Annotated in this window: 27 protein-coding genes and 1 riboswitch; of the genes, 6 read left to right on the top strand and 21 right to left on the bottom strand. The window is 65.4% G+C overall.

Going from position 1 to position 25,264, the window contains the following annotated elements; translation table 11 throughout:
* Positions 1–91 precede the first annotated feature (91 nt).
* On the bottom strand, positions 92–784 hold the full coding sequence (locus VGR99_RS31515) for a glutathione S-transferase family protein (protein WP_326903839.1): 693 nt from the start codon (positions 782–784) through the stop codon (positions 92–94).
* A 92-nt stretch (positions 785–876) separates the two neighbouring features.
* Entirely contained in the window at positions 877–1,554 is a 678-nt protein-coding gene (locus VGR99_RS31510) for a glutathione S-transferase family protein (RefSeq protein WP_326903838.1), read from the bottom strand.
* Between the two features lie 288 nt (positions 1,555–1,842).
* On the opposite strand from VGR99_RS31510, the gene VGR99_RS31505 reads away from it, so the two are divergent.
* Positions 1,843–2,280 (top strand): VOC family protein, encoded by a 438-nt coding sequence (locus tag VGR99_RS31505; protein ID WP_326903837.1) that lies wholly within the window; start codon positions 1,843–1,845, stop codon positions 2,278–2,280.
* Positions 2,281–2,444: 164 nt separating this feature from the next.
* On the opposite strand, the gene VGR99_RS31500 is transcribed toward VGR99_RS31505, so the two are convergent.
* From VGR99_RS31500 to VGR99_RS31465, 8 genes are all read right to left on the bottom strand, one after another.
* Positions 2,445–2,963: a mismatch-specific DNA-glycosylase gene (locus tag VGR99_RS31500; protein WP_326904082.1), complete on the bottom strand. Its 519-nt coding sequence runs from the start codon at positions 2,961–2,963 to the stop codon at positions 2,445–2,447.
* 12 nt (positions 2,964–2,975) lie between these two features.
* Complete coding sequence (locus tag VGR99_RS31495) at positions 2,976–3,725, bottom strand: hypothetical protein (RefSeq protein ID WP_326903836.1); 750 nt, start codon at positions 3,723–3,725, stop codon at positions 2,976–2,978.
* Positions 3,726–3,872: 147 nt separating this feature from the next.
* Positions 3,873–5,771 (bottom strand): phosphomethylpyrimidine synthase ThiC, encoded by a 1,899-nt coding sequence (thiC, locus tag VGR99_RS31490; protein WP_326903835.1) that lies wholly within the window; start codon positions 5,769–5,771, stop codon positions 3,873–3,875.
* Positions 5,772–5,951: 180 nt separating this feature from the next.
* On the bottom strand, positions 5,952–6,578 hold the full coding sequence (locus tag VGR99_RS31485; RefSeq protein ID WP_326903834.1) for a thiamine phosphate synthase: 627 nt from the start codon (positions 6,576–6,578) through the stop codon (positions 5,952–5,954).
* Positions 6,565–7,347: a thiazole synthase gene (locus VGR99_RS31480; RefSeq protein WP_326903833.1), complete on the bottom strand. Its 783-nt coding sequence runs from the start codon at positions 7,345–7,347 to the stop codon at positions 6,565–6,567. Before VGR99_RS31480 ends, VGR99_RS31485 begins: the two co-directional genes overlap by 14 nt.
* A 182-nt stretch (positions 7,348–7,529) precedes the next feature.
* On the bottom strand, positions 7,530–7,727 hold the full coding sequence (gene thiS / locus VGR99_RS31475; protein WP_027529428.1) for a sulfur carrier protein ThiS: 198 nt from the start codon (positions 7,725–7,727) through the stop codon (positions 7,530–7,532).
* A 7-nt stretch (positions 7,728–7,734) separates the two neighbouring features.
* Positions 7,735–8,760, bottom strand: coding sequence for an FAD-dependent oxidoreductase (locus tag VGR99_RS31470; RefSeq protein ID WP_326903832.1), 1,026 nt, complete (start codon positions 8,758–8,760; stop codon positions 7,735–7,737).
* A riboswitch (TPP riboswitch) is annotated at positions 8,748–8,876 on the bottom strand. (Overlaps the previous gene by 13 nt.)
* Positions 8,877–8,966: 90 nt before the next feature.
* Entirely contained in the window at positions 8,967–9,509 is a 543-nt protein-coding gene (locus VGR99_RS31465; RefSeq protein ID WP_326903831.1) for a lytic transglycosylase domain-containing protein, read from the bottom strand.
* A 234-nt stretch (positions 9,510–9,743) separates the two neighbouring features.
* On the opposite strand from VGR99_RS31465, the gene VGR99_RS31460 reads away from it, so the two are divergent.
* Positions 9,744–9,962: a hypothetical protein gene (locus tag VGR99_RS31460; RefSeq protein WP_326903830.1), complete on the top strand. Its 219-nt coding sequence runs from the start codon at positions 9,744–9,746 to the stop codon at positions 9,960–9,962.
* A gap of 63 nt (positions 9,963–10,025) precedes the next feature.
* Here the strand turns inward: VGR99_RS31460 and VGR99_RS31455 are convergent, their stop codons facing one another.
* Positions 10,026–11,348, bottom strand: a complete 1,323-nt coding sequence (locus VGR99_RS31455) for an ATP-binding protein (RefSeq protein ID WP_326903829.1) — start codon at positions 11,346–11,348, stop codon at positions 10,026–10,028.
* A 13-nt stretch (positions 11,349–11,361) separates the two neighbouring features.
* A complete protein-coding gene (locus VGR99_RS31450) occupies positions 11,362–12,132 on the bottom strand; it encodes a response regulator (RefSeq protein WP_326903828.1) in 771 nt (256 codons plus the stop codon).
* 180 nt (positions 12,133–12,312) lie between these two features.
* Here VGR99_RS31450 and VGR99_RS31445 point away from each other — a divergent pair, with 180 nt between their 5' ends.
* Entirely contained in the window at positions 12,313–12,876 is a 564-nt protein-coding gene (locus tag VGR99_RS31445) for a hypothetical protein (protein WP_326903827.1), read from the top strand.
* Positions 12,877–13,137: 261 nt separating this feature from the next.
* Positions 13,138–13,656 (top strand): PRC-barrel domain-containing protein, encoded by a 519-nt coding sequence (locus tag VGR99_RS31440; protein ID WP_326903826.1) that lies wholly within the window; start codon positions 13,138–13,140, stop codon positions 13,654–13,656.
* A 230-nt stretch (positions 13,657–13,886) separates the two neighbouring features.
* Here VGR99_RS31440 and VGR99_RS31435 read toward each other — a convergent pair whose 3' ends face one another.
* The 8 genes from VGR99_RS31435 to VGR99_RS31400 form a co-directional block, all read right to left on the bottom strand.
* Positions 13,887–15,095 (bottom strand): ABC transporter substrate-binding protein, encoded by a 1,209-nt coding sequence (locus VGR99_RS31435; RefSeq protein WP_326903825.1) that lies wholly within the window; start codon positions 15,093–15,095, stop codon positions 13,887–13,889.
* A gap of 352 nt (positions 15,096–15,447) precedes the next feature.
* A complete protein-coding gene (locus tag VGR99_RS31430) occupies positions 15,448–16,278 on the bottom strand; it encodes an ABC transporter permease (RefSeq protein WP_326903824.1) in 831 nt (276 codons plus the stop codon).
* Positions 16,275–17,531 carry an ABC transporter permease gene (locus VGR99_RS31425; RefSeq protein WP_326903823.1) on the bottom strand — a complete coding sequence of 419 codons (1,257 nt, stop codon included), beginning with the start codon at positions 17,529–17,531 and terminating at the stop codon, positions 16,275–16,277. The genes VGR99_RS31430 and VGR99_RS31425 overlap by 4 nt, the downstream gene beginning before the upstream one ends.
* Positions 17,532–17,751: 220 nt before the next feature.
* Positions 17,752–18,810 carry an ABC transporter substrate-binding protein gene (locus VGR99_RS31420; RefSeq protein ID WP_326903822.1) on the bottom strand — a complete coding sequence of 353 codons (1,059 nt, stop codon included), beginning with the start codon at positions 18,808–18,810 and terminating at the stop codon, positions 17,752–17,754.
* Between the two features lie 48 nt (positions 18,811–18,858).
* Positions 18,859–19,968, bottom strand: a complete 1,110-nt coding sequence (locus VGR99_RS31415; protein WP_326903821.1) for an ABC transporter ATP-binding protein — start codon at positions 19,966–19,968, stop codon at positions 18,859–18,861.
* A 133-nt stretch (positions 19,969–20,101) separates the two neighbouring features.
* Positions 20,102–21,661 (bottom strand): DUF4403 family protein, encoded by a 1,560-nt coding sequence (locus VGR99_RS31410; protein WP_326903820.1) that lies wholly within the window; start codon positions 21,659–21,661, stop codon positions 20,102–20,104.
* A gap of 134 nt (positions 21,662–21,795) precedes the next feature.
* Entirely contained in the window at positions 21,796–22,434 is a 639-nt protein-coding gene (locus VGR99_RS31405; protein ID WP_326903819.1) for a glutaminyl-peptide cyclotransferase, read from the bottom strand.
* A 27-nt stretch (positions 22,435–22,461) separates the two neighbouring features.
* A complete protein-coding gene (locus tag VGR99_RS31400) occupies positions 22,462–23,682 on the bottom strand; it encodes a helix-turn-helix domain-containing protein (protein WP_326903818.1) in 1,221 nt (406 codons plus the stop codon).
* A gap of 150 nt (positions 23,683–23,832) precedes the next feature.
* On the opposite strand from VGR99_RS31400, the gene VGR99_RS31395 reads away from it, so the two are divergent.
* On the top strand, positions 23,833–24,609 hold the full coding sequence (locus VGR99_RS31395) for a thioredoxin family protein (protein WP_326903817.1): 777 nt from the start codon (positions 23,833–23,835) through the stop codon (positions 24,607–24,609).
* A complete protein-coding gene (locus VGR99_RS31390; protein WP_414645204.1) occupies positions 24,606–24,875 on the top strand; it encodes a hypothetical protein in 270 nt (89 codons plus the stop codon). The genes VGR99_RS31395 and VGR99_RS31390 overlap by 4 nt, the downstream gene beginning before the upstream one ends.
* Before the next feature lie 27 nt (positions 24,876–24,902).
* Here VGR99_RS31390 and VGR99_RS31385 read toward each other — a convergent pair whose 3' ends face one another.
* Positions 24,903–25,259, bottom strand: a complete 357-nt coding sequence (locus VGR99_RS31385) for a GNAT family N-acetyltransferase (RefSeq protein ID WP_326903815.1) — start codon at positions 25,257–25,259, stop codon at positions 24,903–24,905.
* Positions 25,260–25,264 lie beyond the last annotated feature (5 nt).

Here is a 25,264-nt window from a genome sequence, read left to right as displayed (position 1 = left end):
CTCATTTCGTAGCCCGCATGAGCGACAGCGATATGCGGGTCTACTCTCGGCCCCGGATGTCGCTTCGCTCATCCGGGCTACGGTCTGCGGATTACCCGCTCACCATCGCATGCACCCGCTCGCAATGCGCGACGAGGTTTTTCTGCGCATCGACGAACGCCTTCAGCGGCGTCGGGATCGGAAAATAATAGATGTTGGCGACAAAACCGTAGATGCCGGCATCACAGCTGGTCGGCGCCGCACCGTGCACGAAGCCCGCGGCAGGGACGATCTCCGCCAGCACCTGCAGATCGCTGAGGCCTCGCGCGTAGGCCTGCTCGGGCGTGTAGCGGCCGATGCCCTGGTAGTGATAGCGCTGCGCGTTGTAGGCCTTGGCTTTCTCGAACCCCTCGGCATTGATCTGCGGATGCTGCGCGATGAAGGCGTCGCGGAACGCCGGATAGAAGCGCTCGTCCTTCCAGCGCGAATAGGACATCACCCAATAGAGGTCGTCGAGCATGCGCGTGACCAGATGATTGGTCCGCCGCTGCTCCGCCGACAGCGCGGCATCGATGCCGAGGCGATACTTCGTAATCGCATGCGCGATGATCGTCTCGCTGTCACCGATGGTCTCGCCGTCGTCGACCACGTAAGGCAGCTGCCCGCGCGGCGCGGCGGAGGCATCGAACACATGCTCATGCACGAACGGCACGCCGGCGAGCTTCAGGAAGGCGTAGACCTTGAGGCCGTAGCCGTTGTTGTCGGCGACGCCGAACAGCTCAGGGTAGGAATAGAGGGTCAGCATGGGCAGGCTCCTCCGTTGGCGGCGGCAGCATGCATGGGCGTGGTGGTGGACGCAATGGGCGCCGGACCTGCTTTCCGCCGTCGCTGATCGCGCTAGGGTGAGCCGCCCGCTGAGCCATTTTGCGAACGCAACGCAGCCTCGAACACCGCCAGTTGCGCATCGAACGCCCGCCTGAACGCCGGCCGCGCTTCGCCGCGCCCGACATAGGCGGCGATATCGGGATAGTCCTCCAGCAGGCCCGATGTGTTCAAGCGGCGCAGCACTGTCACCATCATGAGATCGCCGGCACTGAACGCGCCGTCGAGCCAGTCGGCATCGCCGAGGCGACGGTACAACTCGCCGAGCCGGATACGGACGCGATCCTGCAGCATCGGCAGGCGCTCCGCATACCACCTCCTGTCGCGCTCGAACAGCATCGCCATGCCGAGCTCGACGATCGGCGGCTCCATCGTGCTCAGCGCAGCGAACATCCACGCGATCGCGCGGCTGCGCGCACTCGCATCCGTCGGGAGCAACCCGCCATGATGTTCGGCGATATGCAGCACGATCGCGCCGGACTCAAACAGCGCAAGATCGCCGTCCTCGAAGGTCGGGATCTGCCCGAACGGATGCAGCGCAAGATGCGCCGGCGCCTTCATCGCCGCGAACGACACCAGGCGAACGTCGTAAGGAAGGCCAGCTTCCTCCAGCGCCCAGCGAACCCGCATGTCGCGCGCCTGCCCGCGGCCGCGGTCGGGCGAGCTTTTGAAGGCGGTGATTGTGGGGCGCATCGGGGAGCTCCGGGGTGGTGGGGGCTTCGGTCCAGAGGACGAACGGAGGGGGCGGTTTCCGACAGGCTAGCGCGATTTCCGGTGCGTAGGATGGGTAGAGCGCAGCGAAACCCATCGCTTCGTCACGGCGCCATTGAACCGCCGCGCCTGGCGTCGGCCCGATTGATGGGTTTCGCTGCGCTCTACCCATCCTACGGCCGGCCGAAAAAATCCCGCTTCTCCATGTCGGAACGTCCCTCCCGCTCGCGTCCTTGGAACACCCGCCTGAGCCGAGAAGGATCCCCGCTCATGACCTCCATCACGCCGTTCCTCTGGTTCGACAACAACGTCCCCGAAGCCGTCGCGTTCTACAAATCGGTGTTTCCCAACGCTGAAGTCGAGACCGTCAGCGACTTCATGGCGGTGTTCGAACTCGAAGGCCAGCGCTTCAACGCGCTCAACGGCGGCCCGCAATACCGCTTCAACGAGGCGGTGTCGTTCTTCATCAGCGTCGAGACGCAAGGCGAGGTGGACTACTTCTGGAAAGCGCTTACCGCCGACGGCGGCGAGGAATCCCGCTGCGGCTGGCTCAAGGACAAGTTCGGCCTGTCCTGGCAGGTGATCCCGACCGCGCTCGGCCGCTACCTCGGCGATCCCGACCGCACCAGGGCGAACCGCGTCCTGCAGGCGATGATGGGGATGCGGAAGATCGTGATCGCGGATCTCGACAGGGCGTATGCGGGGTGAAGGCGGATGCTGGCGTGCCCCGGACGCAGTGCAGCGCGCCGCGTGCGGCGTGATGCGCTGCAGAGCCGGGGCCCATGCCGCATCCGTGCCGGAGCCTCTGGGTCCCGGGTCTGCGCTGCGCTTGCCCGGGACACGAGAGCAGGGCCAATCCGCGGCTGAGCCGCCTAGCTCGTGCGAGCAATCCACTTCGCCAACTCCCGCCAAGGCTCCAGCGTCCAATGCCCCGACGCCGCGCCGGACGGCGACGGCAGCACGAAAATCTCCGGCAAGTTGTCATCGCGTGGTTGCCGCCCCAGCGAAATCGCAGCTGACGGCCTGCCATAAAACAAGCTCGCCGCCTTCTTGCCCGTGAACGCAACCGTCCGCGGCCGGTACTTCTCGATCTTGGCCCTGAACCCCGGCACGTCGATCGTCTCCGCCGCGATCTGGTGATCCATCCCCGCGCCCGACTTGGAGAGATCGGTGAAGCCGATCCCGAGCTCGATCAGCGCCGCGAACTCGCTCGGCTGATAACGCCGCGGCGTGATCCCGGCCTCATGGATCGCGCGCCAGAAGCGGTTGCCGGGATGGGCGTAGTAGTGCCCGAGTTCGGCCGAGCGCGTAGAGGCGGCAGTGCCGACGAAGACGAGGCGGAGGTCGGAGCGGAACTGGTCGGGGAGGCGGTGGGAAGAGGGGGTAGGCAAAATCAACGTCCATCAGCGGTGGAAGGTGGACAGTAGCGTCTCCAGCACCTGAACCGTTCCTTGATCCGGAATACCCGAGCTTTTTACTTTCGCTAGAGCCTCCTCAGCGACGTGCTGCAGGCGCGCGCGCTTCTCCTCTGTGTCGCTAATGTTCGCCACGCTCTGTAGGGCAAGTGCGGCGTGATAAAGAAGAAACGCCTGCAGCTCTATCGAGAAACGTTCCCCCAACCAGGCAAGGTCTGCAACGCGCGGAACCATTTGCATCATGGTGATGGCAGCGAGTCTGCTCCCTTGCCATCCCGAGCCCTTGTACAGGTCAATCGAATCCAGGACGCTTGGTGCAAGGGATCGCATCTTTACGACGACGCGAGTCATGGCCTCGGTACGGTCGGCTCCTGGTGGTAGTGCTCGCCTCAAAGAGTCGTATTCTAAGCAAAGCCGATCCAGCTCGCGAAGCAACTCCTCTGAACCGACACCCCTAGCTTGTACTTCAATTCGGGCCGCCGCTTCGATTTGCCTCGGCGTTATCCTGCCGCCCTTGTCCTTATCGTTATTCGCTTCGGCGTCTGCAATGCGGTCGAGCTCGACAGCGACGCCCGGAATAGTCGCCTTTCTGACCCGATCCAACATCAACGGTAGTTTACCTAACGTTGATTGCAGTTCCCGGCGAAAGAGTGACACAACTACCAATGCTGTTGCGGGCCAAGCAATTGCTCCAATGAAAGCAGCTGTGGCTGTTAGGAGATTTGCGTACTCCTCCATGGCTCGTCCTTTGATTTGAAATTAGCTGGTCGCAATTTCTATCAAAGGTAGCATAGTTGCCACCGATACCAAACGCGAAAGCCGGACATTAGTCCGGCTTTCAATCTAGTCTCCGAGCCTAATTGGCGCGCCCGTGAGCGGAGCGGATCACAACACCCGATTACTTTCCTTCACCTTCTCCGCATCCAGGTAAACACTGCTGCCCATCTCCTTGAACTTCGCGCTCATCTTGGCCATGCCGTCCTCGGCGGTGCCGCTGATCGACATCCCCACCGAGTTCGGATCATTCAGCGTCGCGGCGTAATCCCGCACGTCCTGGGTGATCTTCATCGAGCAGAACTTCGGGCCGCACATCGAGCAGAAATGGGCGACCTTGTGGGCTTCCTTCGGCAGGGTTTCGTCGTGGAAGTTCTTTGCCGTGTCCGGATCGAGGCCGAGGTTGAACTGGTCGGTCCAGCGGAATTCGAAGCGGGCGCGGGAGAGGGCGTCGTCGCGCAGTTGGGCTGCGGGGTGGCCCTTGGCGAGATCGCTGGCGTGGGCGGCGATCTTGTAGGTGATGACGCCGGTCTTGACGTCGTTGCGATCGGGCAGGCCGAGATGCTCCTTCGGCGTGACGTAGCAGAGCATGGCGCAGCCGAACCAGCCGATCATGGCCGCGCCGATGCCTGAGGTGATGTGGTCATAGCCCGGCGCGATGTCGGTGGTCAGCGGTCCAAGCGTGTAGAACGGCGCTTCGCCGCATTCCTTGAGCTGCTTGTCCATGTTGATCTTGATCTTGTGCATGGGCACGTGGCCGGGGCCTTCGATCATGACCTGGCAGCCCTTGTCCCACGCGATCTTGGTCAATTCGCCGAGCGTCTCCAGCTCCGCGAATTGTGCGCGGTCGTTGGCGTCGGCGATCGAGCCAGGACGCAGGCCGTCGCCGAGCGAGAACGAGACGTCATACTTGCGCATGAGGTCGCAGATCTCGTCGAAATGCGTGTAGAGGAAGCTCTCCTTGTGATGCGCCAGGCACCACTTCGCCATGATCGAGCCGCCGCGAGAGACGATGCCGGTGACGCGGCTGGCGGTGAGGTGGATGTATTGCAGGCGCACGCCGGCGTGGATGGTGAAATAGTCGACGCCCTGCTCGCACTGCTCGATCAGCGTGTCCTTGTAGAGCTCCCAGGTCAGCTTGACAGGATCGCCGTTGCACTTCTCCAGCGCCTGATAGATCGGCACTGTGCCGATCGGCACCGGCGAGTTGCGCAGGATCCATTCACGCGTGGTGTGGATGTTGCGGCCCGTCGAGAGGTCCATCACGGTGTCGGCGCCCCAGCGGATCGCCCACACCATCTTCTCGACCTCTTCCTCGACCGATGAGGTCACCGCCGAGTTGCCGATATTGGCGTTGATCTTGGTCAGGAAGTTGCGGCCGATGATCATCGGCTCGAGCTCGGAATGGTTGATGTTGGAGGGGATGATGGCGCGGCCGCGCGCGATTTCGCTGCGCACGAACTCCGGCGTGATGAAGGCGGGCACCGCGGCGCCGAAGCTTTCGCCGTCGGCGAGCGCTGCTTCCGCGCGCTCGAGCTGCTGCTTGCGGCCGAGATTTTCGCGGGCGGCGACGTAGATCATCTCCTTGGTGATGATGCCGGCGCGGGCGAATTCGAGCTGCGTGATCTTCTGGCCGTCGAGGCCGCGCAGCGGCTTGTGATAGGCCGAGAAGGCGCGCGCGGCCTTGTCGGTGGAGACGCTGCCATTGTCCTCCGGCTTGATCTGGCGCCCGTCATATTCCTCGACCCCGCCGCGCTCCAGCACCCATTGCTTGCGGCTGCGGGCAAGGCCGGCATTGACGTCGATGGTCACGGACGGATCGGTGTACGGGCCCGAGGTGTCGTAGACCGGCAGGTTCGGCTCGCCGGCGCCCTCGGACAGGATGATCTCGCGCAGCGGCACGCGCAGGTCGGGCGCGGCGTCGGGCGATGCGAAGATTTTTCGCGAGGAGGTCAGCGGGCCGGTGGTGACGGCGGGAACGGTCTTGTCGGGGTTGGAGCGGATGTTCATGGGATCCTCCGGTTTAATTTGTTGATGTCGCTGTGCGAGAGGCAAATATCGCTGTCATCCCCGCGAAGGCGGGGATCCAGTACTCCGAGGCGGTGCGGCTAGAGCCGAGAGGCCGCGGCGTACTGGATCGCCCGGTCAAGCCGGGCGATGACAGTGGAGTGTGGAGAGAGACCGTGCGCATCACGCAGCCTCCTTCGACTGGCCGAGCCACTGCTGCACGCGGGCATCCGGGTCGGCATTTTGGGTGACGTCGCTGACGACGGCGATAGAGTCGGCGCCCGCCGCAAAGATCTCCGCGGCGTGCTCGAACTTGATGCCGCCGATCGCGACCAGCGGGATGCTGCCGATGCGCTTCTTCCATTCCGTGATCTTGGGAATGCCCTGCGGCTCGAAGCGCATCGATTTGAGCGTGGTGAAGAAGATCGGGCCCAACGCGACGTAATCGGGCTTTGCGGCGAGCGCGGTCGCAAGCTCCGCATCGTCATGGGTGGAGATGCCAAGCGACAGGCCCGCCTCGCGGATGGCCTTGAGGTCGGCGTCGGCGAGATCCTCCTGGCCGAGATGCAGATATTTTGCACCGGCGACGATCGCCGCGCGCCAATAGTCGTTCACGACGAGCTTGGCCTGCGTGCCCTCCGTGATCGCCAGCGCATCGGTGACGATCTGCAGCGCGTCGGCGTCGTTGAGCTCCTTGCTGCGGAGCTGAATGGTGCCGACGCCGAGCCTGGTCAGGCGCTCGACCCATTTGAGGCTGTCGACGACAGGATAGAAACGATCAGGATACGCGTTGCGATCAGGATACGGCATGCCAGAACGGGGTCCCAACGACAGGGGTGGAGGGGGAGGCGAAGTCGCGGGCGTTCATCAGCCCGGCTTCGAACGCGGTGCGGCCGGCATCACAGCCGAGGCGGAAGGCGTTGGCCATCGCGACGGGATCGGCGGCCTTTGCGATCGCGGTGTTGAGCAGCACGGCGTCATAGCCGAGCTCGAGCGCTTCTGCGGCATGCGAGGGGGCGCCGATGCCGGCGTCGACCACCAGCGTGATGTCGGGCAGCCGCTCGCGCAGCAGCTTCAGCGCGTCGCGGTTGATGATGCCCTTGGCGCTGCCGATCGGCGCGGCCCACGGCATCACCACCTTGCAGCCGGCGTCGACCAGGCGATTGGCGACCGAGAGGTCCTCGGTGCAATAGGGGAACACCTCAAAGCCGTCCTTGATCAGGATGGCGGCGGCCTCAACCAGGCCAACGACGTCGGGCTGCAGCGTGTCGTTGTCGGCGATGACTTCGAGCTTGATCCAGGACGTCCCGAACAATTCGCGGGCGAGCTTTGCGGTGGTGACCGCTTCGCGCACACTGCGGCAGCCGGCGGTGTTCGGCAGCACGGCGACGTCGAGCTCGCGGATCAGCTTCCAGAACGCGTCGCCGGTCTTGCCGCCGGCAGATTCACGGCGCAGCGACACCGTGACGATGTTCGAGCCGGACGCGCGGATCGCCGCCTGCATGATGGCGGGCGAGGGGTACAGCGCGCTGCCGATCAGCAGGCGGGAGGCGAATTGCTTGCCGTAGAAGGTCACCATGATGAAGGTGTCTCCTCAAATACAACTGTCATCCCCGCGAAGGCGGGGATCCAGTATTCCAGAGGCCGTGCCGCGATCCGGAGGAGCCGCGGCGTACTGGATCGCCCGGTCTTGTTTTCTAAGACGCGCTTCGCGCTTTCGCCGGGCGATGACAGCGGAGTGTGGAGTGAAAGCATCATCAATCACCCTCCCTGCCGCGGCGTGATGATCTCGATCTCGTCGCCGGCCTTGAGGTGGGTCTCGGCCCAGCGGCTCTTCGGCACGACGTCGTAATTGAGCGCGATCGCGAAATGCGTGCCCTCGTAGTCGAGCTCGCTGAGCAGCGCATCGACGCTGGCGGAGTTCACCTCGCGCTGCTCGCCGTTGACGATCACAAGCATTGCACGATCACCCGCATTGCATCACCTCATTGTCGATCTGGCCGCGCTGGACATAAGCGAGCGTCAGCTCGGCGAGCGCAGGTGCGATCAGGAAGCCGTGGCGGTAGAGGCCGTTGACGCTGATCCTGCCGTCGCGAATGCCGATGCGCGGGAGATTGTCGGGGAAAGCCGGGCGCAGGCCCGAACCGAATTCGACGATCCGGGCCTCGCCGAACGCCGGATGCACCGTGTAGGCCGCGCCGAGCAGCTCCAGCGCCGAGCGCACGCTGACGCCGGTGTCCTCGGCCTCGATCGAGGTCGCGCCCAGCATGAACAGATTGTCCTCGCGCGGGATCACGTAGAGCGGCCAGCGCGGATGGATCAGCCGCACCGGGCGCGCGAGTTGCACCTCGCTGGTCTCGATCAGGATCATCTCGCCCTTGACGCCGCGCAGCTCGGGTTGTTCCTCGCGCGCACTGATGCCGCGGCAGTCGATCACGATGCCCTTGGGATCAAGGTTTGCGAGATCGGCCGCGGTGACGTCGCTGTCGAACTTGATGGTGCCGCCGGCAGCTTTGATGCGCTCATGCAGTTTCGGCAGCACGCGGCGCGGCTCGACATGGCCCTCGTTCGGAAAGAACAGCGCGTCGCGAAAGCGGCCTTCCAGCGAGGGCTCCAGCTCGGCAAGGCCGGCGGCATCGAGCCGGTGGTGCTCCTCGGTCATGCGCGCAAAACGCTCGAAATCGTTGCGCTCGCGCGGATGGGCGACGACGAGGGAGCCGTTGAAGGGCGTATCGGGCAGCTCGCGCCGCCAGATGTCGAGCGAGCGCTGGCCGAGGCGTGAGATGATGGGCTCCGCCACCTCCGCCTCGCAATAGGGCGCCAGCATGCCGCCGGCCCAATGGCTGGTGGCGTCGGTCATGGTGGCGTCACCGCGCTCGTGTAGGGTCACGGCGTGGCCGGCCTGCGCGAACAACAGCGCCTGCCAGGCGCCTGCGATGCCTGCGCCGATGATGGATACCGGTGAATCCGGTCGCTTGGTCGTCTGCAACATCCCTGTCCCTTCGCCGGCATGACCCGGATCAGGTTCAAAGGGTCACCGCGGTCTTGGGCGGATTTGCCCATTTAGCGGTATCTCAGCTCCTCCTCGGAGCACCCCTCGGAACGGCTCTAATGTATGCCAGTGACGGCTGGTGTCAACGCGCAAGCTGCAGCCCAGTCATTCCGGGTTTGGCTCTTCGAGCCGCCCCGGAATGACGATCAGTCGTGAGGCGCCTGCGCCCGGGCGTTGCGGACGCGCTGGGCGAGCTTCTTGTGCGGCGTGGCACTCAACATCGGCTGCGGATTGCCGTTCGGCTCGAGCCAGGTCTCGTTGCTGGCCTGTTGCACCATCGCCTGCTGATGCTGGCGCTGCTGCTTTGCGACGTAGTAATAGCCGCCCGCGAAATAACGCACAGCTCGTGTGTGGTCGCCATTGGCGGCGTGGTAGGCGCCGGCGAGATACTTCACCGCATAGGTGAGGTTGGTGTTGGGATCGCGCAGGCCGGCGGCATCGCCGGTGTAGCCGAGCCCGCGGGCGGTCGCGAGCTTGATCTGCATCAGGCCGATGGTGCCGCCGTGGCCGACCAGGCCAGGCTGGTAGCGGCTCTCGCGCATGATCACGCGATGCACCAGCGCCTCCGGCACGCCGTTGGCGCGCGCATGCGTCGCGACCATCTCGGCATATTCGGCCTGGCCCGCAATAGCGGCCTGCGGCGCGATCAGTCCGGCCGCGAGCAGCGCGGCAGCGCTTAAAATTTTCATCAGATACTCCGGAAATCCCTGAGCAACCTGCGTCCGGTTGCCGTTAGGCCTCCCGAACGCGGCGATGATGTGACCAAACGCCGCCAGTCGCGATTTTGCGGCGCTGAGCCGTCATTACGACTCAAAGCTGGCGTAGGAGTTCCCTCAGGCGGACAACTCGCGGCAGCACGCCTGTCTATTCGCACAAGCATGCGAAAGCGAGTAAGAAGCGGCCAGCGAATCGGGAGAGGTGCCATGACAAAAACAACCATGGTCAACACCCACAGCGATGACATCCCCACGCAGAATCCATGTGCCCAGTGCGGTACGCCGATCGCAGCACCCGACTGGATCGAGCCGGGCGAAGGGCGCGTCTCCTATCTCTGGACCTGCCACGCCTGCAATTATCGCTTCGAGGCGATCGCGATCTTCGACCGGCCCCCGGCGGTCCACTATCCGCGGCTTGCCGCCTGAATTGTCGTCTTAAGAGGGCATGATCTTTTCGGAAAACCGCTTCACGCTTTTCCGGATCATGCCCTAAGCCGCCAGCCGCGGCTGCTGCCACACCGGCAGCTGCATCCGCACGATCAGGCCGTGCGGCTCGCGGTCGTGCAGCGACAGCTCGCCGCCATGGGCGAGCGCGATCGCGCGCGCGATCGACAGGCCGAGGCCGAAGCCGGTGGAATCGTCCATGGTGCGCGCGTCGTCGCCGCGCACGAACGGCTCCAGCATCTCCTGCTTGCGCGCATCCGAAATGCCGGGGCCGTCGTCCTCGACGTCGATGACGAGCTTGCTGCCGGCGACGTCGAGGCGGATCGTCACCTCGGCGCCGAAGCGCACCGCGTTCTCGACGAGGTTGGTGATGCCGCGATGCAGATCGTCCGGACGCGCGGCGGCGGTCGCAGACAGCGGCCCCTCGTAGTGCACGACATGGCCCATGTCGCCGAACTGGTCGGCGATGAGCTGCAGCGTGCTGGCGATGTCGACCAGCGTCACCGCCTCGATCTTGCGGTCGTTGCGCAGCAGCGACAGCACGCTTTCCAGCATCGAGCGCATCTGGTCGAGATCGATCAGCATGCGCTTGCGGTTGCCCTCGTCCTCGATGAACTCGGCGCGCAGCCGCAGCCGCGTGATCGGCGTGCGCAGATCGTGGCTGATCGCCGCCAGCATTCTGGTGCGGTCCGACATCAGCCGCGCGATCCGCTCATGCATGCGGTTGAGCGCGCGCGCCACTGAGCGGATCTCCTCCGGGCCGCGCTCGGGCAGCGGCTCTGCCCCACCGTCCAGGCTGAAATTTTCGGCGGCCTTGGCGAAGGACGACAGCGGCGTCGCCAGCGCGCGGGCCGCCCACAGGCCAAGCACCGTGATGCAGATGAACGCCGTCATCAGCGTCACCAGCCAGGGCGCGCCCCAGAACCACGGCCGCGGACCGCCGCCGTCGACGCGGCCGGCGATCACGCTGCCGTCGGGCAGTTCGACGCCGATGCGGTGCGCGGGGCCGCCGAGTTGCACCACCTTGTAGCCGTGTCCGAGATGACGGCGCATCCCGTGCAGATGCTGGTTGTCGCTGTCCTCGACGACATCGGCCGTGCCGGGCGCAAGCATCTCGATGCCGAGCTTGGGAAAGGCGCGCGTGAGATCGGCGACGAGGCGCGGCCGCTCGCCGGAATCAGCCGAGCCGAGCAGCAGCGCGGCGTCGGTCAGTTGATGGGCGCCGTCCGGCGGCGTGTCCGGACGATCGGGGCGGGTGATCAGGAAGGCGACGGTGACGACGAGATGGAGCGCGACGGTCGAAGCCAGCACCAGCGCGGCGATCTGCCCGCCGATACCCTTGAGGTGAAAGAACCCGAACGGCTTCATCGTCGACGCACCCCTAGCTGCTCAGGGGCGCCGCGACCGCTTCGTTGCTCGCTGCTTCAGCTCTCGGCACTTCAGTTCTGGGCGTGAACAGATAGCCGCCGGAACGCACCGTCTTGATGATGGTGGGGTCGGCCGGATTGGGCTCGATCTTGCGGCGGATGCGGCTGACCAGCACGTCGATCGAGCGCTCGAACGAGCCGGTGTTGCGGCCCTGCGTGAGGTCGAGCAGGCTGTCGCGCGAAAGCACGCGGCCGGGCCGTTCGCAGAACGTCCTCAGCAGATCGAACTCGGCGCTGGTCACCGCGACGCGCGCGCCTTCGGGATTGCGCAATTCGCGCAGGCGCAGATCGATGCGCCAACCCTCGAAGGCGAGCGTGCTCGCGCCTTCGATCGAGCTTGCCGCCTGCGCGGCGGCCTGGCGGCGCAGCACCGCGTTGATGCGGGCGAGCAGCTCGCGCGGGTTGAACGGCTTCGGCAGATAGTCGTCCGCGCCCATCTCGAGGCCGACGATGCGGTCGACGTCCTCGCCGCGCGCGGTCAGCATGATGATCGGCGTCTGCGCCTCCGAGCGCACCTTGCGGCACAGGCTCAGGCCGTCCTCGCCGGGCAGCATGACGTCGAGAATGATGAGGTCCACGCGGTGATCGGCCATGGCGCGCGACATCTCGCGGCCATCGCTCACGGCGGTGACGTTGCAGGCGTTGTTGCGCAGGTACTTCGCAATCAACGTCCGGGTTTCGCGGTCGTCCTCGACGACCAGGATGTTGGGATTGGGAATGGCCATGCGCTTTGTTTGTCCAAGATTCGGGCCAAAAGGCGAAGATTTTTGTTTCAGATTGTTTCCACTGCCGTTTCCGCAACGTGGGGACACGTCCGGGTGGTGGAGCGGCAAGGTCTCGTTAAGGCCGTTAACCATACCGTGGCGCAGTCACGTACGAAACCCCGCAAAAACCACGGTGCGATCATGACCTCCATTTCGGCGGCTTCCGCCGGTAATTACCAGTCGCCGCTACAGCGTCTGCAGCAGGAATTGCAATCGGAAGTCTCCGCCGGCACGGTCTCGTCGTCGGACCAGTCCGCGCTCTCGACGGCGCTGACCGACATCGACACGGCGCTCCAGCAGAGCCGGTCGAGCGACCAGTCGAGCGGCACGCGTCCCTCCAAGGACGACTTGAAGTCGAAGATCGACGACCTCATCTCGAGCGAGGTGTCGAACGGGACGCTGACCTCGGACCAGGCCGACGAGCTCAAGGGCGTGTTTCAATCCGCCTTCGCCAACGGCGCGGGCGGTCCCGGTGGTGCAGGCGGACCGCCGCCCGGCCCGCCGCCGGACGACAGCTCTTCGGATTCGTCGACGTCAACGGATTCGACCAGCAGCTCATCGACCGACTCCACCACGGCGGAGATTCTCCAGCAGTTTCTCCAGGCGCTGCAGCAGTCGCAATCTTCGAGCTCGTCGTACGGATCCAACGGCAGCTCATCGAGCAGCTCGGACTTTTCCGCGCTCCTCATCGACTTCAAGAGCTGATCTCAAGAGCGGACTTTTAAAGAGCTGACCTTTAAGAGCTGGCCTGGCGACGCAGGTCGGCGCGTTCCCCGCCACGCTCGTGCTTCACCCAGGGCGCACGATCGTCGGCGGGGAACTGTGCATCTGGAACGTTCCCGCGCGCAGGAACCTTCGTCGCAACGCAGCGCCATTGTTGCGCGACGAAATCGCCGCATCTTAGGAACTGCACGTGATCAACGCTGTTCTCCCCGCATGCGTTTTCTGCTGAAGGAGAGGACAAACATGTTGATGAAATCGATCGCCGCCGGCCTTGCCGGCACGGCATTTCTTGCGACCGTTGCGTTCGCGCAATCGCCGACCACCACCACCGACAAGGCCGCGCCTGCTGCCACCGCGACGACCACCACCACGACCGCGTCGGGTGAGTGGCGTACGTCCAAGATGGACGGAATCAAGGTCTATAACGATGCCAACGAGAACATCGGCTCGATCAACGATCTGCTGATGGACAAGAGCGGCAACGTCAAGATCGCCGTGATCGGCGTCGGCGGCTTCCTCGGCATGGGCGAGCATCTGGTCGCCGTGCCCTATGAGAAGCTGAAATTCGTCAACCAGGCCGTTGCTTCGACGACCACGACCAAGCCCGCGACGACCACGACCACGGGCGCTGCGACCGGCACCGAGAAGACCACGACGACCACGGCGACGGCGTCGGGCTCGAGGTGGTATCCGGACCATGCCGTGTTCAATGCGAGCAAGGACGAGCTGAAGAACATGCCCGAGTTCAAGTACTCGGAGTAAATGCGGATCGCGCGATAGCCTAAACGAAGCGCGCCCGGCTTTCACCGGGCGCGCTGTCGTGTCGCTTTTTTCTACCGTCATTGCGAGATGTCGATCCTCACCCTGAGGAGCGCGCCAGCGGCGCGCGTCTCGAAGGGCGAGGCCACCGGCGGGGCCTTCATCCTTCGAAACGCTTGCTTCGCAAGCTCCTCAGGATGAGGAATTGGCACCGGCCGGTCGGCCGCTTGGTCTCACTTCACCAGCGGGCAGCCGCCCTTGTCGAGCGGACGGAAGGCCTCGTCGCCGGGCACGGTGGCGATCAGCTTGTAGAGGTCCCACTCGCCCTTGGACTCCTCGGGCTTCTTGACCTCGAACAGATACATGTCGTGGACCATGCGGCCGTCGATGCGGATCTTGCCATTCTTGGCGAAGAAGTCGTTGATCGGCGTCTTGCGCATCTGCTCCATCACCTTCGGCGCCTCGTCGGTCTTGATGGTCTCGATCGCCTTCAGATAGTGCATGGTCGCCGAATAGAGCCCGGCCTGGATCATGGTCGGCATGTGTCCCACCTTCTCGTTGAATCGCTTCGAGAAGGCGCGCGTCTCCTCGTTCATGTCCCAGTAGAAGGCATCGGTGACGATCAGGCCCTGCGTCGCCTTGATGCCGAGCGAATGCGTGTCGGTGATCTCCTGCAGCAGCGCGATCATCTTCTGGCCGCCCTGCGTCAGGCCGAACTCGGACGCCTGCTTCAGTGCGTTGGTGGTGTCGCCGCCGGCGTTCGCCAGCGCGACCACCTTGGCCTTGGAGGCCTGGGCCTGCAGCAGGAAGGACGAGAAATCCGACGAATTGAGCGGATGGCGGACCTCGCCGAGCACCTTGCCGCCGGTCTCCTTGACGACGTTGGCGGCGTCGCGCTGCAGCGCCATGCCGAACGCGTAGTCGGCGGTGACGAAGAACCAGGTGTCCTCGCCGCGCTTCACCATCGCCTTGCCGGCGACGTTCGACAGCGCATAGGTGTCGTAGGTCCAGTGCACCGTGTTGGGCGAGCATTGCGCGCCGGTGATGTCGGACGAGCCGCCGCCGGAATTGATGTTGATCTTGTTCTTCTCGCGCGTCAGCGCCGAGACCGGCAGCGCCACCGAGGACGTCGGCACGTCGAGGATCGCGTCCACCTTGTCGTTGTCGTACCAGTTGCGGGCGATGTTGACGCCGACGTCGGGCTTGTTCTGGTGGTCGGCGGAAACGATCTCGATCGGCACCCCCGCGACCTTGCCGCCGTAATCGGCGACGGCCATCTCGACAGCGGCGAGCGAGCCCTTGCCGGTGGCGTCGGCATAGAGGCTCGACATGTCAGTGAGCACGCCGAGTTTGACGACATTGTCGGAAATCTGCGCCTGCGCCGCGCCTGACATGGCGGCGAGCGCAAGGCCGGCCGCGACCGCGGCGATGAGTTTTTGCATGGTTGTTCCCTCAGCGTTGTTGTTTGGGTTTTTGTTGCGGGGATCGTTGTAGCGACAAACGGTCGCGGCAGTTAAGCCAAAGATGCGTGAGGGGCCAGCGAATTTGCAAGGCGCGGCGGTGTTCTTGCCCTCTCCCCTTGTGGGACCCCTTGTGGGAGAGGGTGGCTCGCCGCGCAGCGGCGAGACGGGTGAGGGGCTCTCTCCGCGTATCCAACTCTCATTGAATGGGCGGATAGATACCCCTCATCCGGCGCTACAGCTGAAGCTTCGCTTCGGCGTTCTTAAGAACGGCGGCCGAAGGCCGCCTATGCCACCTTCTCCCACAAGGGGAGAAGGAAGAAGAGTGTTCCGCTCAGCCTTCGCCGCCCTTGAGGCGTTCGTTGCGCCGGCGCAGGCCTTCCAGGGTGGCGAGGAGGATGACCGAGACCGTCGTCAGGATCACAGCCGCGGCCGTGATGGTCGGGCTGATGTTCTCGCGGATGCCGCTGAACATCTCGCGCGGCAGGGTGCGCTGCTCGGGTCCTGCCATGAACAGCACGATCACCACTTCATCGAAACTGGTCGCGAAGGCGAACAGTGCACCCGAGGCAAGGCCGGGCAGGATCAGCGGCAGGATCACGCGGCGGAACGCTTGAAGCGGCGAGGCACCGAGCGAGGCGGCGGCGCGTGCGAGATTGGTGTCGAAACTCTGCAGTGTCGCGCCGACCGTGATCACGACAAAGGGCGTCGCCAGCGCGGTGTGGGCCAGGATCAGGCCGAGATAGCTGCCGGTCAGGCCGATCGGTGCGAAGAAGAAATACAGACCCACCGCGGTGATGACACCGGGCACGACGACCGGCGACAGCACGAACGCCAGCACCAGCGGCTTGAACCGGCTTTTCCACTGCGCGAGCCCGAGCGCGGCGAGCGTGCCGAGCACCATCGACAGCAAGGTCGAGGCGACGCCGATGATGATGCTGTTCTTCAGCGAATTCATCCAGCGCGGTGAATTGATGAAGTCGTCGTACCAGCGCAACGAGAGGCCCGGCAGCGGATAGGTCAGGTACGAGCCCGAGCTGAAGGACAGCGGCATGATCGCGAGGATCGGCGCGATCAGGAAGATGAACACCAGCGTGGAGATGACGATGGTCGCGGTCCATGCGATGCGCTGGCTGGGCGTGCGGAGGGAAGGATTGTCGCTCAATTCTTCATCCCTCCCGTGACCTGCTGGCCCTGCACCAGCTTGCCGTAGACGAGAGCGAGTAGAAGTGTGGCGAGCAGCAGCACCGCACCCAGCGCCGAGGCAAGACCCCAGTTCGCGGTCTCGGTGGTGTAGAGCGCGATGAAGTAGCTGATCATCTGGTCGGCGGCGCCGCCGACGAGCGCCGGCGTGATGTAGTAGCCGAGCGCCAGGATGAAGACGAGCAGGCTTCCCGCGCCGATGCCGGGCAGGGTTTGCGGCAGATAGATCCTTAAGAAAGCGGTGAGGGGCGGCGCGCCGAGCGATGCTGCGGCCCGCATGTAGGCCGGCGAGATCGCCTTCATGCTGCTGTAGAGCGGCAGGATCATGAACGGCAGCAGCACGTGGGTCATGGCCACGCAGACACCGAAGCGGTTGTAGATCAGGCGCAACGGCTCGTCGATGATGCCGAGCCAGTGCAGGCTGTCGTTCACGACGCCCTTGCTCTGCAACAGCACGATCCAGGCGCAGGTGCGGACCAGCAGCGAGGTCCAGAACGGCAGCAGCACGAAGATCATCAGCAGGTTCGACCTGCCCGGCGGCAGCGCCGCCAGGAGGTAGGCGACCGGGAAGCCGAGGATCAGGCAGAGTGCGGTAACACCGAGGCTGATGAGGAAGGTGCGGGCGAAGATGTCGCGGTAGATCGCCTGATCCGGTGACGCCGCGACGATCGCGCCGTCCGCGTTGCGCGTCAGGTCGAGCGCCGCCAGAAGGTAGAAGCCGGTCATCGGGCCGCTGGCATTCTTGATCGTGGTCCATGTCGTGCGCTCGCGCCACGCTGGATTGATCTTGCCGAGCGTCTCTTTAGCCGTCCCCGCTTCCGGCACCGTCTTCAGATTGCGTGCCGTGCTGGTCAGGATCGTGCGAAAGCCGTTCAGCGCGTAATTGAGCCGCTTGGCCGAGACGGCGATGGTGCCGGCGGCGCGCGCCGCCTGGATGTCGCTTGCCAGCGCCGCGTAGGCCTTCTCGTCCGGCAGGTCCTTGCCATCCCAATCGGCGAGCGCAGCGATGGTTTGCGGCAGAACCTGACGCACCTCGCGATCATCGACCGCGCGCCACAGCATGCCGGCGATGGGCCCGGCGAAGGTGAAGAGCAGAAACAGCAGCAGCGGCACAACCAGCGCCAGCGCCTTGAGCTGGCGCGCGCGCTCCGCTTGCCTCAGGCGGCGCTTGAGCGGCACCTTGGGCTCGGAGTCAGCCAGGGACGCTGCTGTCATGGCGTGCGCCTCTTCGACCGGACATCTGGGCGAGCGCCTCGTCCTTCGAGACGACCGCTTCGCGGTCTCCTCAGGATGAGGCTCATCGACAGCGGTGCATGTGACATGGCTGCCGCACACTCCGCCCTCATCCTGAGGAGCCCGCCTAAGGCGGGCGTCTCGAAGGATGGCCGCAACGAAACTGCGCTCGATGCGCGCCGCACGCCGGTCGGGCCGCGCGCTACTTCGCAGCCCATTTGTTGAAGCGCTCGGTCAGGCGGTCGATGTTCTCGAGCCAGAAGCCGACGTTGATCTCGACCGCGTTCTTGATGTTGTCAGGCGCCGTCGGCAGATCCTTCAGAACGGCGGGCTGCAGCTTGGCGGCCGCGTCCTTGTTCGACGTGCCATAGGCGATGTTCTCCGACAGCTTCGACTGGTTCTCCGCCTTGCCGGCAAAATCCAGGAACTTGTAGGCGGCGTCCTTGTTCGGGCTGCCCTTCAGGATGACCCAGCTGTCGAGGGTGAAAAGCGCGCCGTCCCACACCATGCCAAAGTTCTTCTTGTCGTTCTTGTTCGCGGTGTCGATGCGGCCGTTATAGACCGAGGTCATCGCCACCTCGCCGGAGGCGAGCAATTGCGGCGGCTGGGCGCCGGCCTTCCACCAGACGATGTCGCCCTTGATGGTGTCCAGCTTCTTGAACGCGCGCTCGATGCCCTCGTCGGTCGCCAGCACCTTGTAGACGTCCTTCGGTGCGACGCCGTCGGCCATCAGCGCGATCTCGAGCGTGGTCTTCGGGCCCTGACGCAGGGCGCGCTTGCCCGGGATCTTCTTGATGTCGAAGAAGTCGGCCCAGCCGTTGGGGGCCTCCTTCAGCTTGTCCTTGTCGTAGCCGAGCACGAAATCGTAGAGGATGGCGCCGACGCCGCAGGGATTGACGGACGGCTGGATGTAAGCGGCTTCGCCGCCGATCCTGGAATAGTCGAGCTTCTCGAACAGGCCTTCCTCGCAGCCGACCGCGAGCTCGTCGCTCTCGACCTGGACGACGTCCCAGGTGGCCGCGCCCCCCTGGACCTTGGCGCGCAACACGCCGACGCCGCCGTCCCAGGACTCGTCATTCATGGCAACGCCTGATGCCTTCTTGAACGGCTCGAAGTAGACTTTCTTCTGGGCATCCTGATACGCGCCGCCCCATGAGACGACGGTGAGGTCACGCGCCTGCGCGACCGTGGCCAGCGCAGCGCTGGCGCTGAACGCCGCGGCGAAACCCAGAGCAATCTTGCCAATCTTGCGCTTCAGCATGGTCCTAGTTCCTTCTTCATGTGCGTTGCGTTGATGTTGATCGCTTGATCAGACCGGATCGAGGGCGAGGCAATCCTCGGGGCGGAAGGTGATGAAGATGTTTTCGCCGTGCGCCAGGCTGGCCTGCACGCCTGGCTGAAGCTTGACCATGAACTCGGCATTGCCGGCGACATCGAGCACGGCCAGCGCGTGGTCGCCGAGATAGATGGTGTTCTGCACTGTGGCCGGCAGCCGGTTCGGTCCGTCGCTGCAGGCGCCGTCGGAGACAATGGCGATCCGCTCCGGCCGCACCGACAGGGAGGTCGATGCGCCCGCGCCTGAGACGTTCACAGCGCGTGCGGTCACGGCGCCGCCGCCGGCCAGCGCGACGCGGCAATAGTCCTTCTCGATCGACTCGACAGTGCCGGCAAGCACGTTGTTCTCACCGATGAAGTGGGCGACGAAACTGTTGACCGGACGCTCATACAGTGCGTCGGGCCGGTCGATCTGCTGCACGACGCCGTCGTTGAACACGGCGATGCGGTCCGACATGGTCAGCGCCTCGCTCTGATCGTGGGTGACGTAGACGATTGTGATGCCCATCGTCTCGTGCAGTTGCTTGATCTCGAGCTGCATCTGCTCCCGCAGGCGCTTGTCCAGCGCGCCGAGCGGCTCGTCCATCAGCACGAGCTGCGGATTGAACACCAGCGCGCGGGCCAGTGCCACGCGCTGCTGCTGGCCGCCGGAGAGCTGCCCGGGCCGCCGCTGCGCCATGGTTTCCATCTTGATCATGCGCAACGCCGCGTTGACGCGCTCCTGCGCTTCGGCCTTGTTCGTCTTGCGAACGGAGAGCGGGAAGGCGATGTTCTCCGCGATCGTCAGATGCGGAAACAGGGCATAGTTCTGGAACACCATGCCGATGTCGCGCTTGTGCGGCGGCACGTTCTTGATCGGCCGGTCCGCGAGATAGATCTCGCCCTGGGTCGGAACCTCGAAGCCGGCCAGCATCATCAGCGTGGTCGTCTTGCCCGAGCCCGACGGGCCGAGCAGGGTGAGGAACTCGCCCCTCCTGATGTCGAGATCGAGGTTCTTCACCACGAGGTGCTCGCCATCATAGGTCTTCTGAATGCCGGAAAACCTTACCAGTGCCGGCGCAGGCGTGACCATGCCGGCTTCCATCTCGTCCTCGCGTATCAGCTACGTTGCTGTCAGCACCTCGTTCGAGGTTGCGTGAAACAGCTTAGCATCCTGCGACGAGAATGCCAGCGGCGCAAGCGACGAGAGAGCGCGGGAAGCAGCGTGCGAGGGCGCGCTACATCCCCGACAGCTTGGTCACGTACACGTTGAGCGAGCCACCGGCCTCCGCGACGACGCGCAGCGTCTTGGAATCGAAGGCGATGTCGGCGAGCGTCAGGCTGTCGATCCTGGCGTCGACCTTGAGGCCGTCCTCGCTCTTCTGGTAGCCGGCGATCGCGGTTGCGATTTTCTCGCGGGCGTTGGCGGCGATCGGCTTGAGGTCGAGCGTCGCCTTCTGCACCAGCGCCTGCTGCATCTGCGGCACGACCGCGCGCGCCGCGGCGCCGAGCAGGCCGAAGGCGGCCTCGGACTCGACCGCTAGCTGGATGTCGGCGAGCCGCAGCGTCTGCTGTGCCTGGTCGAGCATCGGCCGGCCCCAGATGTGCACGGTCGCCTCGGCGCCGAGACCGAGCCAGCTCTTCTTTTCCTTCGCGCGCACCAGCAGCGAGATCAGCAGCCGCTCGCCCGACGGGATCACGTTGACGCTCTTCACGGTGACGTCGACCGGGCCGGAGCCGTCCTCGGGATAGGTGTGGCCGACCATCTGCGCGGCGATCAGCTTGTTGATCTCGGTGAAGGGCACGTCGATGGGAACGCCGATGTTCACGCCGGTGCCGGTCGGCGGCACGATCGAGATCTTCTCGGGGAACGGACAATCCGGCTTCGACGGCGTCGAGGTCACGCGCGTCTCGAGCTCGAGGCCGAGCAGCAAGGTCACGTTCTGCGCATCGACGCGGGGCTGCGCGGCGATGGCGCGGGTCGGCTTCATCTCGAGCCAGAGCGGCGGCAGGGAGCCCGCGCCCTGCAGCGGGATCGAGCGGCAGGCCTTGGCCCATTGCAGCTTCGCATTCTCCCGCAGCGACGGATCGTTGCGAATGCGCTCGGCGACGACGTTGATCTGCTCGCCGACATTCTTGTCGATCAGCGGCTTCACCTGCGCGGGGACGTTGACCTTCGCGCCGGAGACGTTGAGGTTGGTGTCGCCGAGATTGACCTGGGCGCCGAGATTGGGCTCGAGATGCCAGTTGGCCGCGAGCTTCGGGCGCGAGGTGACGATGACGTTGCCCTTGATCTCGGCGCTGGCGTTCAGATTCTTGATGTTGACCGCGCCGATGCGCTTTGCGGCGTCACCGCCGAGCACGCTGCCGAGCGCATCGCCGAGCGCGCCGGTGGCTTTCGACGACAGCGAGCCCGTCACGTTCAGCCTGCCGCTGAGCGGCGTCGAGATCGTCAGCACGTCCTTGTCGCCGGCAGCCGCCATCGGCCCGCGCGAGGCGGTCCAGCCGATGTCGGCGTTCTCCAGGATCTGCGAGATCGGGTTGTCGGCCTTGCCGGCGAAATTGCGCGGGGCGGCCTTCTCGGCCTGCTCGCGGATCGCCGAGATCGCGATGGCGACCGGCGCCACCACGATCGAGCTCTTCGAGGCCGGCGGCAGCGGCGGCAATTGCGCGACCGGCGGGGCGGAGTTCGTCGCGCGCGGCGACAGCAAGTCCATCGCCTTCAGGCTGACGAAAAACGACACCGCGAGCACCGCCACGGCAATCAGGATAGTCTTTACGTTCAACGCTAGTCGCATCAATCCCCCAAGCCGCCCCGGCAGGGGTTTTACAGGGCGGGCGAGGAGGCCGCTAGAGCGCACCGGTGGGGTGGAATTGGGGCGAATGTGTTAACGGCCGCGACCGCGCCGTTGCATTCGGGCCGTCGGCGCGGCTAGCCGCGCCGGGGACGGCGGACCGCCCTCACATTGCCGCGATCTCCGCCGCCGCAGTAGAAGCGGTCGCCGCCATCGGATTCCAGGCCCGAGACCATGGTCCCCGCGGGCAGGTCGAGCTGCTCCAGCACCTTGCCCGTCTCAGGGTCGACCCGCCTGATGTCGCTGTCCTCGCCCTCCCAGGTGCCGTGCCAGAGCTCGCCGTCGACCCAGGTCACGCCGGTGACGAAGCGCTTGCTCTCGATGGTGCGGAGCACCGCGCCGGTCTCGGGATCGATCTGGTGGATCTTGCGCTCGCGATATTGCCCGACCCAGAGCGAGCCTTCGGCCCAGGCAAGCCCGGAATCGCCACCGCCGCCGGGCGCGGGGATGGTGCCGAGTATCTTGCCCGTGGCCGCGTCGATCTTCTGGATGCGGTCCTCGGCGATCTGGAACAGGTGCCGGCCGTCGAATGCCGTCCCCGCATGCGCGGCGACGTCGATCGAGCGTGCGATCTTGCCGCTGTCGGGATCGACCGCATTCAGCCTGTCGCCGGATGCGAACCAGACGTGCGTGCCGTCATAGGTCACCCCATGCACGGCTTCGACGCCCGCAAACGGTCCGTACTCCCTGACGATCTCGGCGGCTGAACGTTTCATGTGCTCGGTTCCTGTGATGTCGCCATCCTACGTCTTCAAGAGAGGTCCGGGGAGTAACAAGCCTGTCGGGAAACCCGGGACGGGCGGCGTCATCCAGCGCCGCGCGCGGCCGTGTCCGAACGATTGCACCTTGTTCGACCGCGCCAGCTCGTCGAGCGCCCGCTGCACCGTGCGCGGGCTCGTTCCAAGCGCAAGCGCAAGCGCCGAGCTCGACCACGGCTCGCCGTCGGTGAGAAAGGCAAGGACCGCGGCGTGCTTCTCCTCGACGGGCCGGGCCAGCACGAGGACGTCGCGCGTCTTGCGCGGCGCCAGCACAAAGCCCTGCTTCGTCGCGCTGACATCGGCCAGCGGCTTGAGCTGGGTGCGGAGCCGTCCGATCTCGACGCGCAGGCGCGCGCGGTGCGATTCATCGGCGTGCTTCGCCCGGAACGCGCCTGATATCAGCACCTCACGCGAGACATCCGCGGGCCATGCCTGCGCCAGCAGACGGGCGAGCGCGAACAGCACCGGTCGCGTTCCGAGCGACACGGCAATGCCCTGCCGGCGAACGACATGATGGAACGTGTCCACGACGAGCGCCTTCGAGCTCGCCAGTCGTTCGACCTCGCCGAGCAGCAATGGGTGCTCGCTGCCGCGCGCGATCAGGCGTGCCGCGGGCGTATTCAGGATGAGGTTCGCGCTGTCGACCTCGGCCATGAGCGCGGGAATTTTGGCCTGCCGCGCCGCGCGGGCTGCGCGGTCGAGCGCGGTGCGCGCGTCTTGCGTTTTGAGGCGCCGGATGGCGATGCCGGCGACCACGAGCTCGCGGACGATCTGGGATGCAGGCGGGAGCGGGGACGAGATGAGCGCGGCCAGCGTCTGCTCGGCCTCGTCGGTGCGCCCGACGAGGAGAAGCCGGCGCGCTTCGATGTGGCCGGCGTGAGCGGCGTTGGCGAGATCGCCATGCTTTTCGAGTGTCGCGCGCGCGGCGGCGAGCGTCTTCGCCGGCCAGCTCAAATCGCGCGAGACCAGCGCGATCTCGGCTTCGGCCACCACGCATCTTGCGCGTGCCACGGCCTCCCTCGGACCGAAGGCGCGTGCGGCGCTGCGCAGCAGCGTCTTCGCCTTGGCGAGATCGCCGAGCTGCGCCATCGCGATGCCGCGCAGCGCCAGCGACGGTGCATCGTTGCGCAGCGCAACGCGGTTCAGCGCGCCGAGTGGATCGCCGGCCTCGAGCGCGCGCGCGGCGGCCGTGATCAGCGACTCCATGAATATCCCGCCACACTTGTTACTCCCACTGCGCAACCGCTTGGTGCCAGAAATCGTTGACGGCCGACACGTTGCGGCGAGGGGCGAGGGGTTCCGCACGACGCGGAGCGATCGCCCCAACAGGTCAGGTAAGAGGTTTGGAGAGTTATCATGACATCAGTCGAAAAAGCAGGAACCAACGCCGCCATGCAGACACCGCCGGTGGTGTCGCCGCAGGACTGGGAAGCAGCCCGTCAGCAACTGCTCGTGAAGGAAAAGGCGCATACCCGTGCCCGCGACGCCCTCGCCGCCGAGCGCCGGCGCATGCCGTGGATGGAAGTCACCAAAACCTATGCGTTCGAGGGGCCCGGCGGCAAGGTCAGTCTGATCGATCTGTTCCAGGGACGGAAGCAGCTGATCGTCTACCGTGCCTTCTTCGAGCCCGGCGTGTTCGGCTGGCCCGATCATGCCTGCCGCGGCTGCTCGATGGTGGCCGACCAGGTCGCCCATGTCTCGCATCTCAACGCCCGCGACACCACGCTGGTGTTCGCCTCGCGCGCGCCGCAGGCCGACATCATCCGCCTGAAGGCGCGGATGGGCTGGACCATGCCGTGGGTCACCGTCACCGACAGCTTTGACGCCGATTTCGGTGTCGACGAATGGCACGGGACCAACGTGTTCTACCGCGACGGCGATCAGATTTTCCGCACCTATCTGATCAAGAGCCGCGGCGACGAGCAGATGGGCGGCACCTGGAACTATCTCGACATCACCCCGCTCGGCCGTCAGGAGGTCTGGGAGGACTCGCCGACCGGCTATCCGCAGACCCCAACCTACAAATGGTGGAACTGGCACGACAGCTACGAGGCGGGTGCGGCGCCCGACAAGAAATGGGTCGAGGTGTCCGACGCCGGCGAAATCGCGCTCCGCACGCCGGGGGCGCAGTGAGCGACGTCCATCCTGCCGGCACCAGCCGTGACGGCGGGGAGGCCGCATCTCACCTCGCCCGATGGCTGGGCCTGGCGGCCACGCCCACCTTCGCGATCATGGCCGTGCTGACGGCCGTGCTCGGCGGCGGCCCGGCGGACATGCTCTGCTCAAACGGACATGGGCTGTCGCCGGGCGGGATGGTGCCGATGTATCTGCTGATGAGCGCGTTTCATTCGGCAGCCTGGCTGAGACTGCTCTCGCGGCGGCGTGCGGCAGGCCGTTGAGCGGCGCAAGCGTGAGCGGCCCCGGCCTTATCGGGGCTGCGTCGCGCCGCCGTCGTCGAAGAACAAGGCCATCAGGGTTTCATCGTAGTATCGGCCGTTGTGTTTCAGCGCCTTCACGCCGCGGCCGTATTCGACGAAACCGGCTGCCGCGTAGAGGCGCAAGGCGGCCTCGTTCTCGCTGACGACGACGAGCTGGAGCTGCTCGACCCGCTTTGCGGCGTGCGCGACCACTGCGTCGACAAGCAGCCGTCCCGTGCCGGACCGACGCGCGCCGGGCTGCACATACATGCCCCACAGCACCGCCTTGTGCGCGGTCTTCGCACCGTCCTCGCGACGGAAGCCGGCGGTCCCCACCAGCTCGCCCGCGATGAACGCGCCGAACACGTCCG

Source organism: Bradyrhizobium sp. (assembly GCF_035935975.1).
Lineage (GTDB): Bacteria > Pseudomonadota > Alphaproteobacteria > Rhizobiales > Xanthobacteraceae > Bradyrhizobium.
The sequence above is the reverse complement of the archived record's forward strand: the minus strand, read 5'-3'. Positions and strand labels throughout refer to the sequence as shown.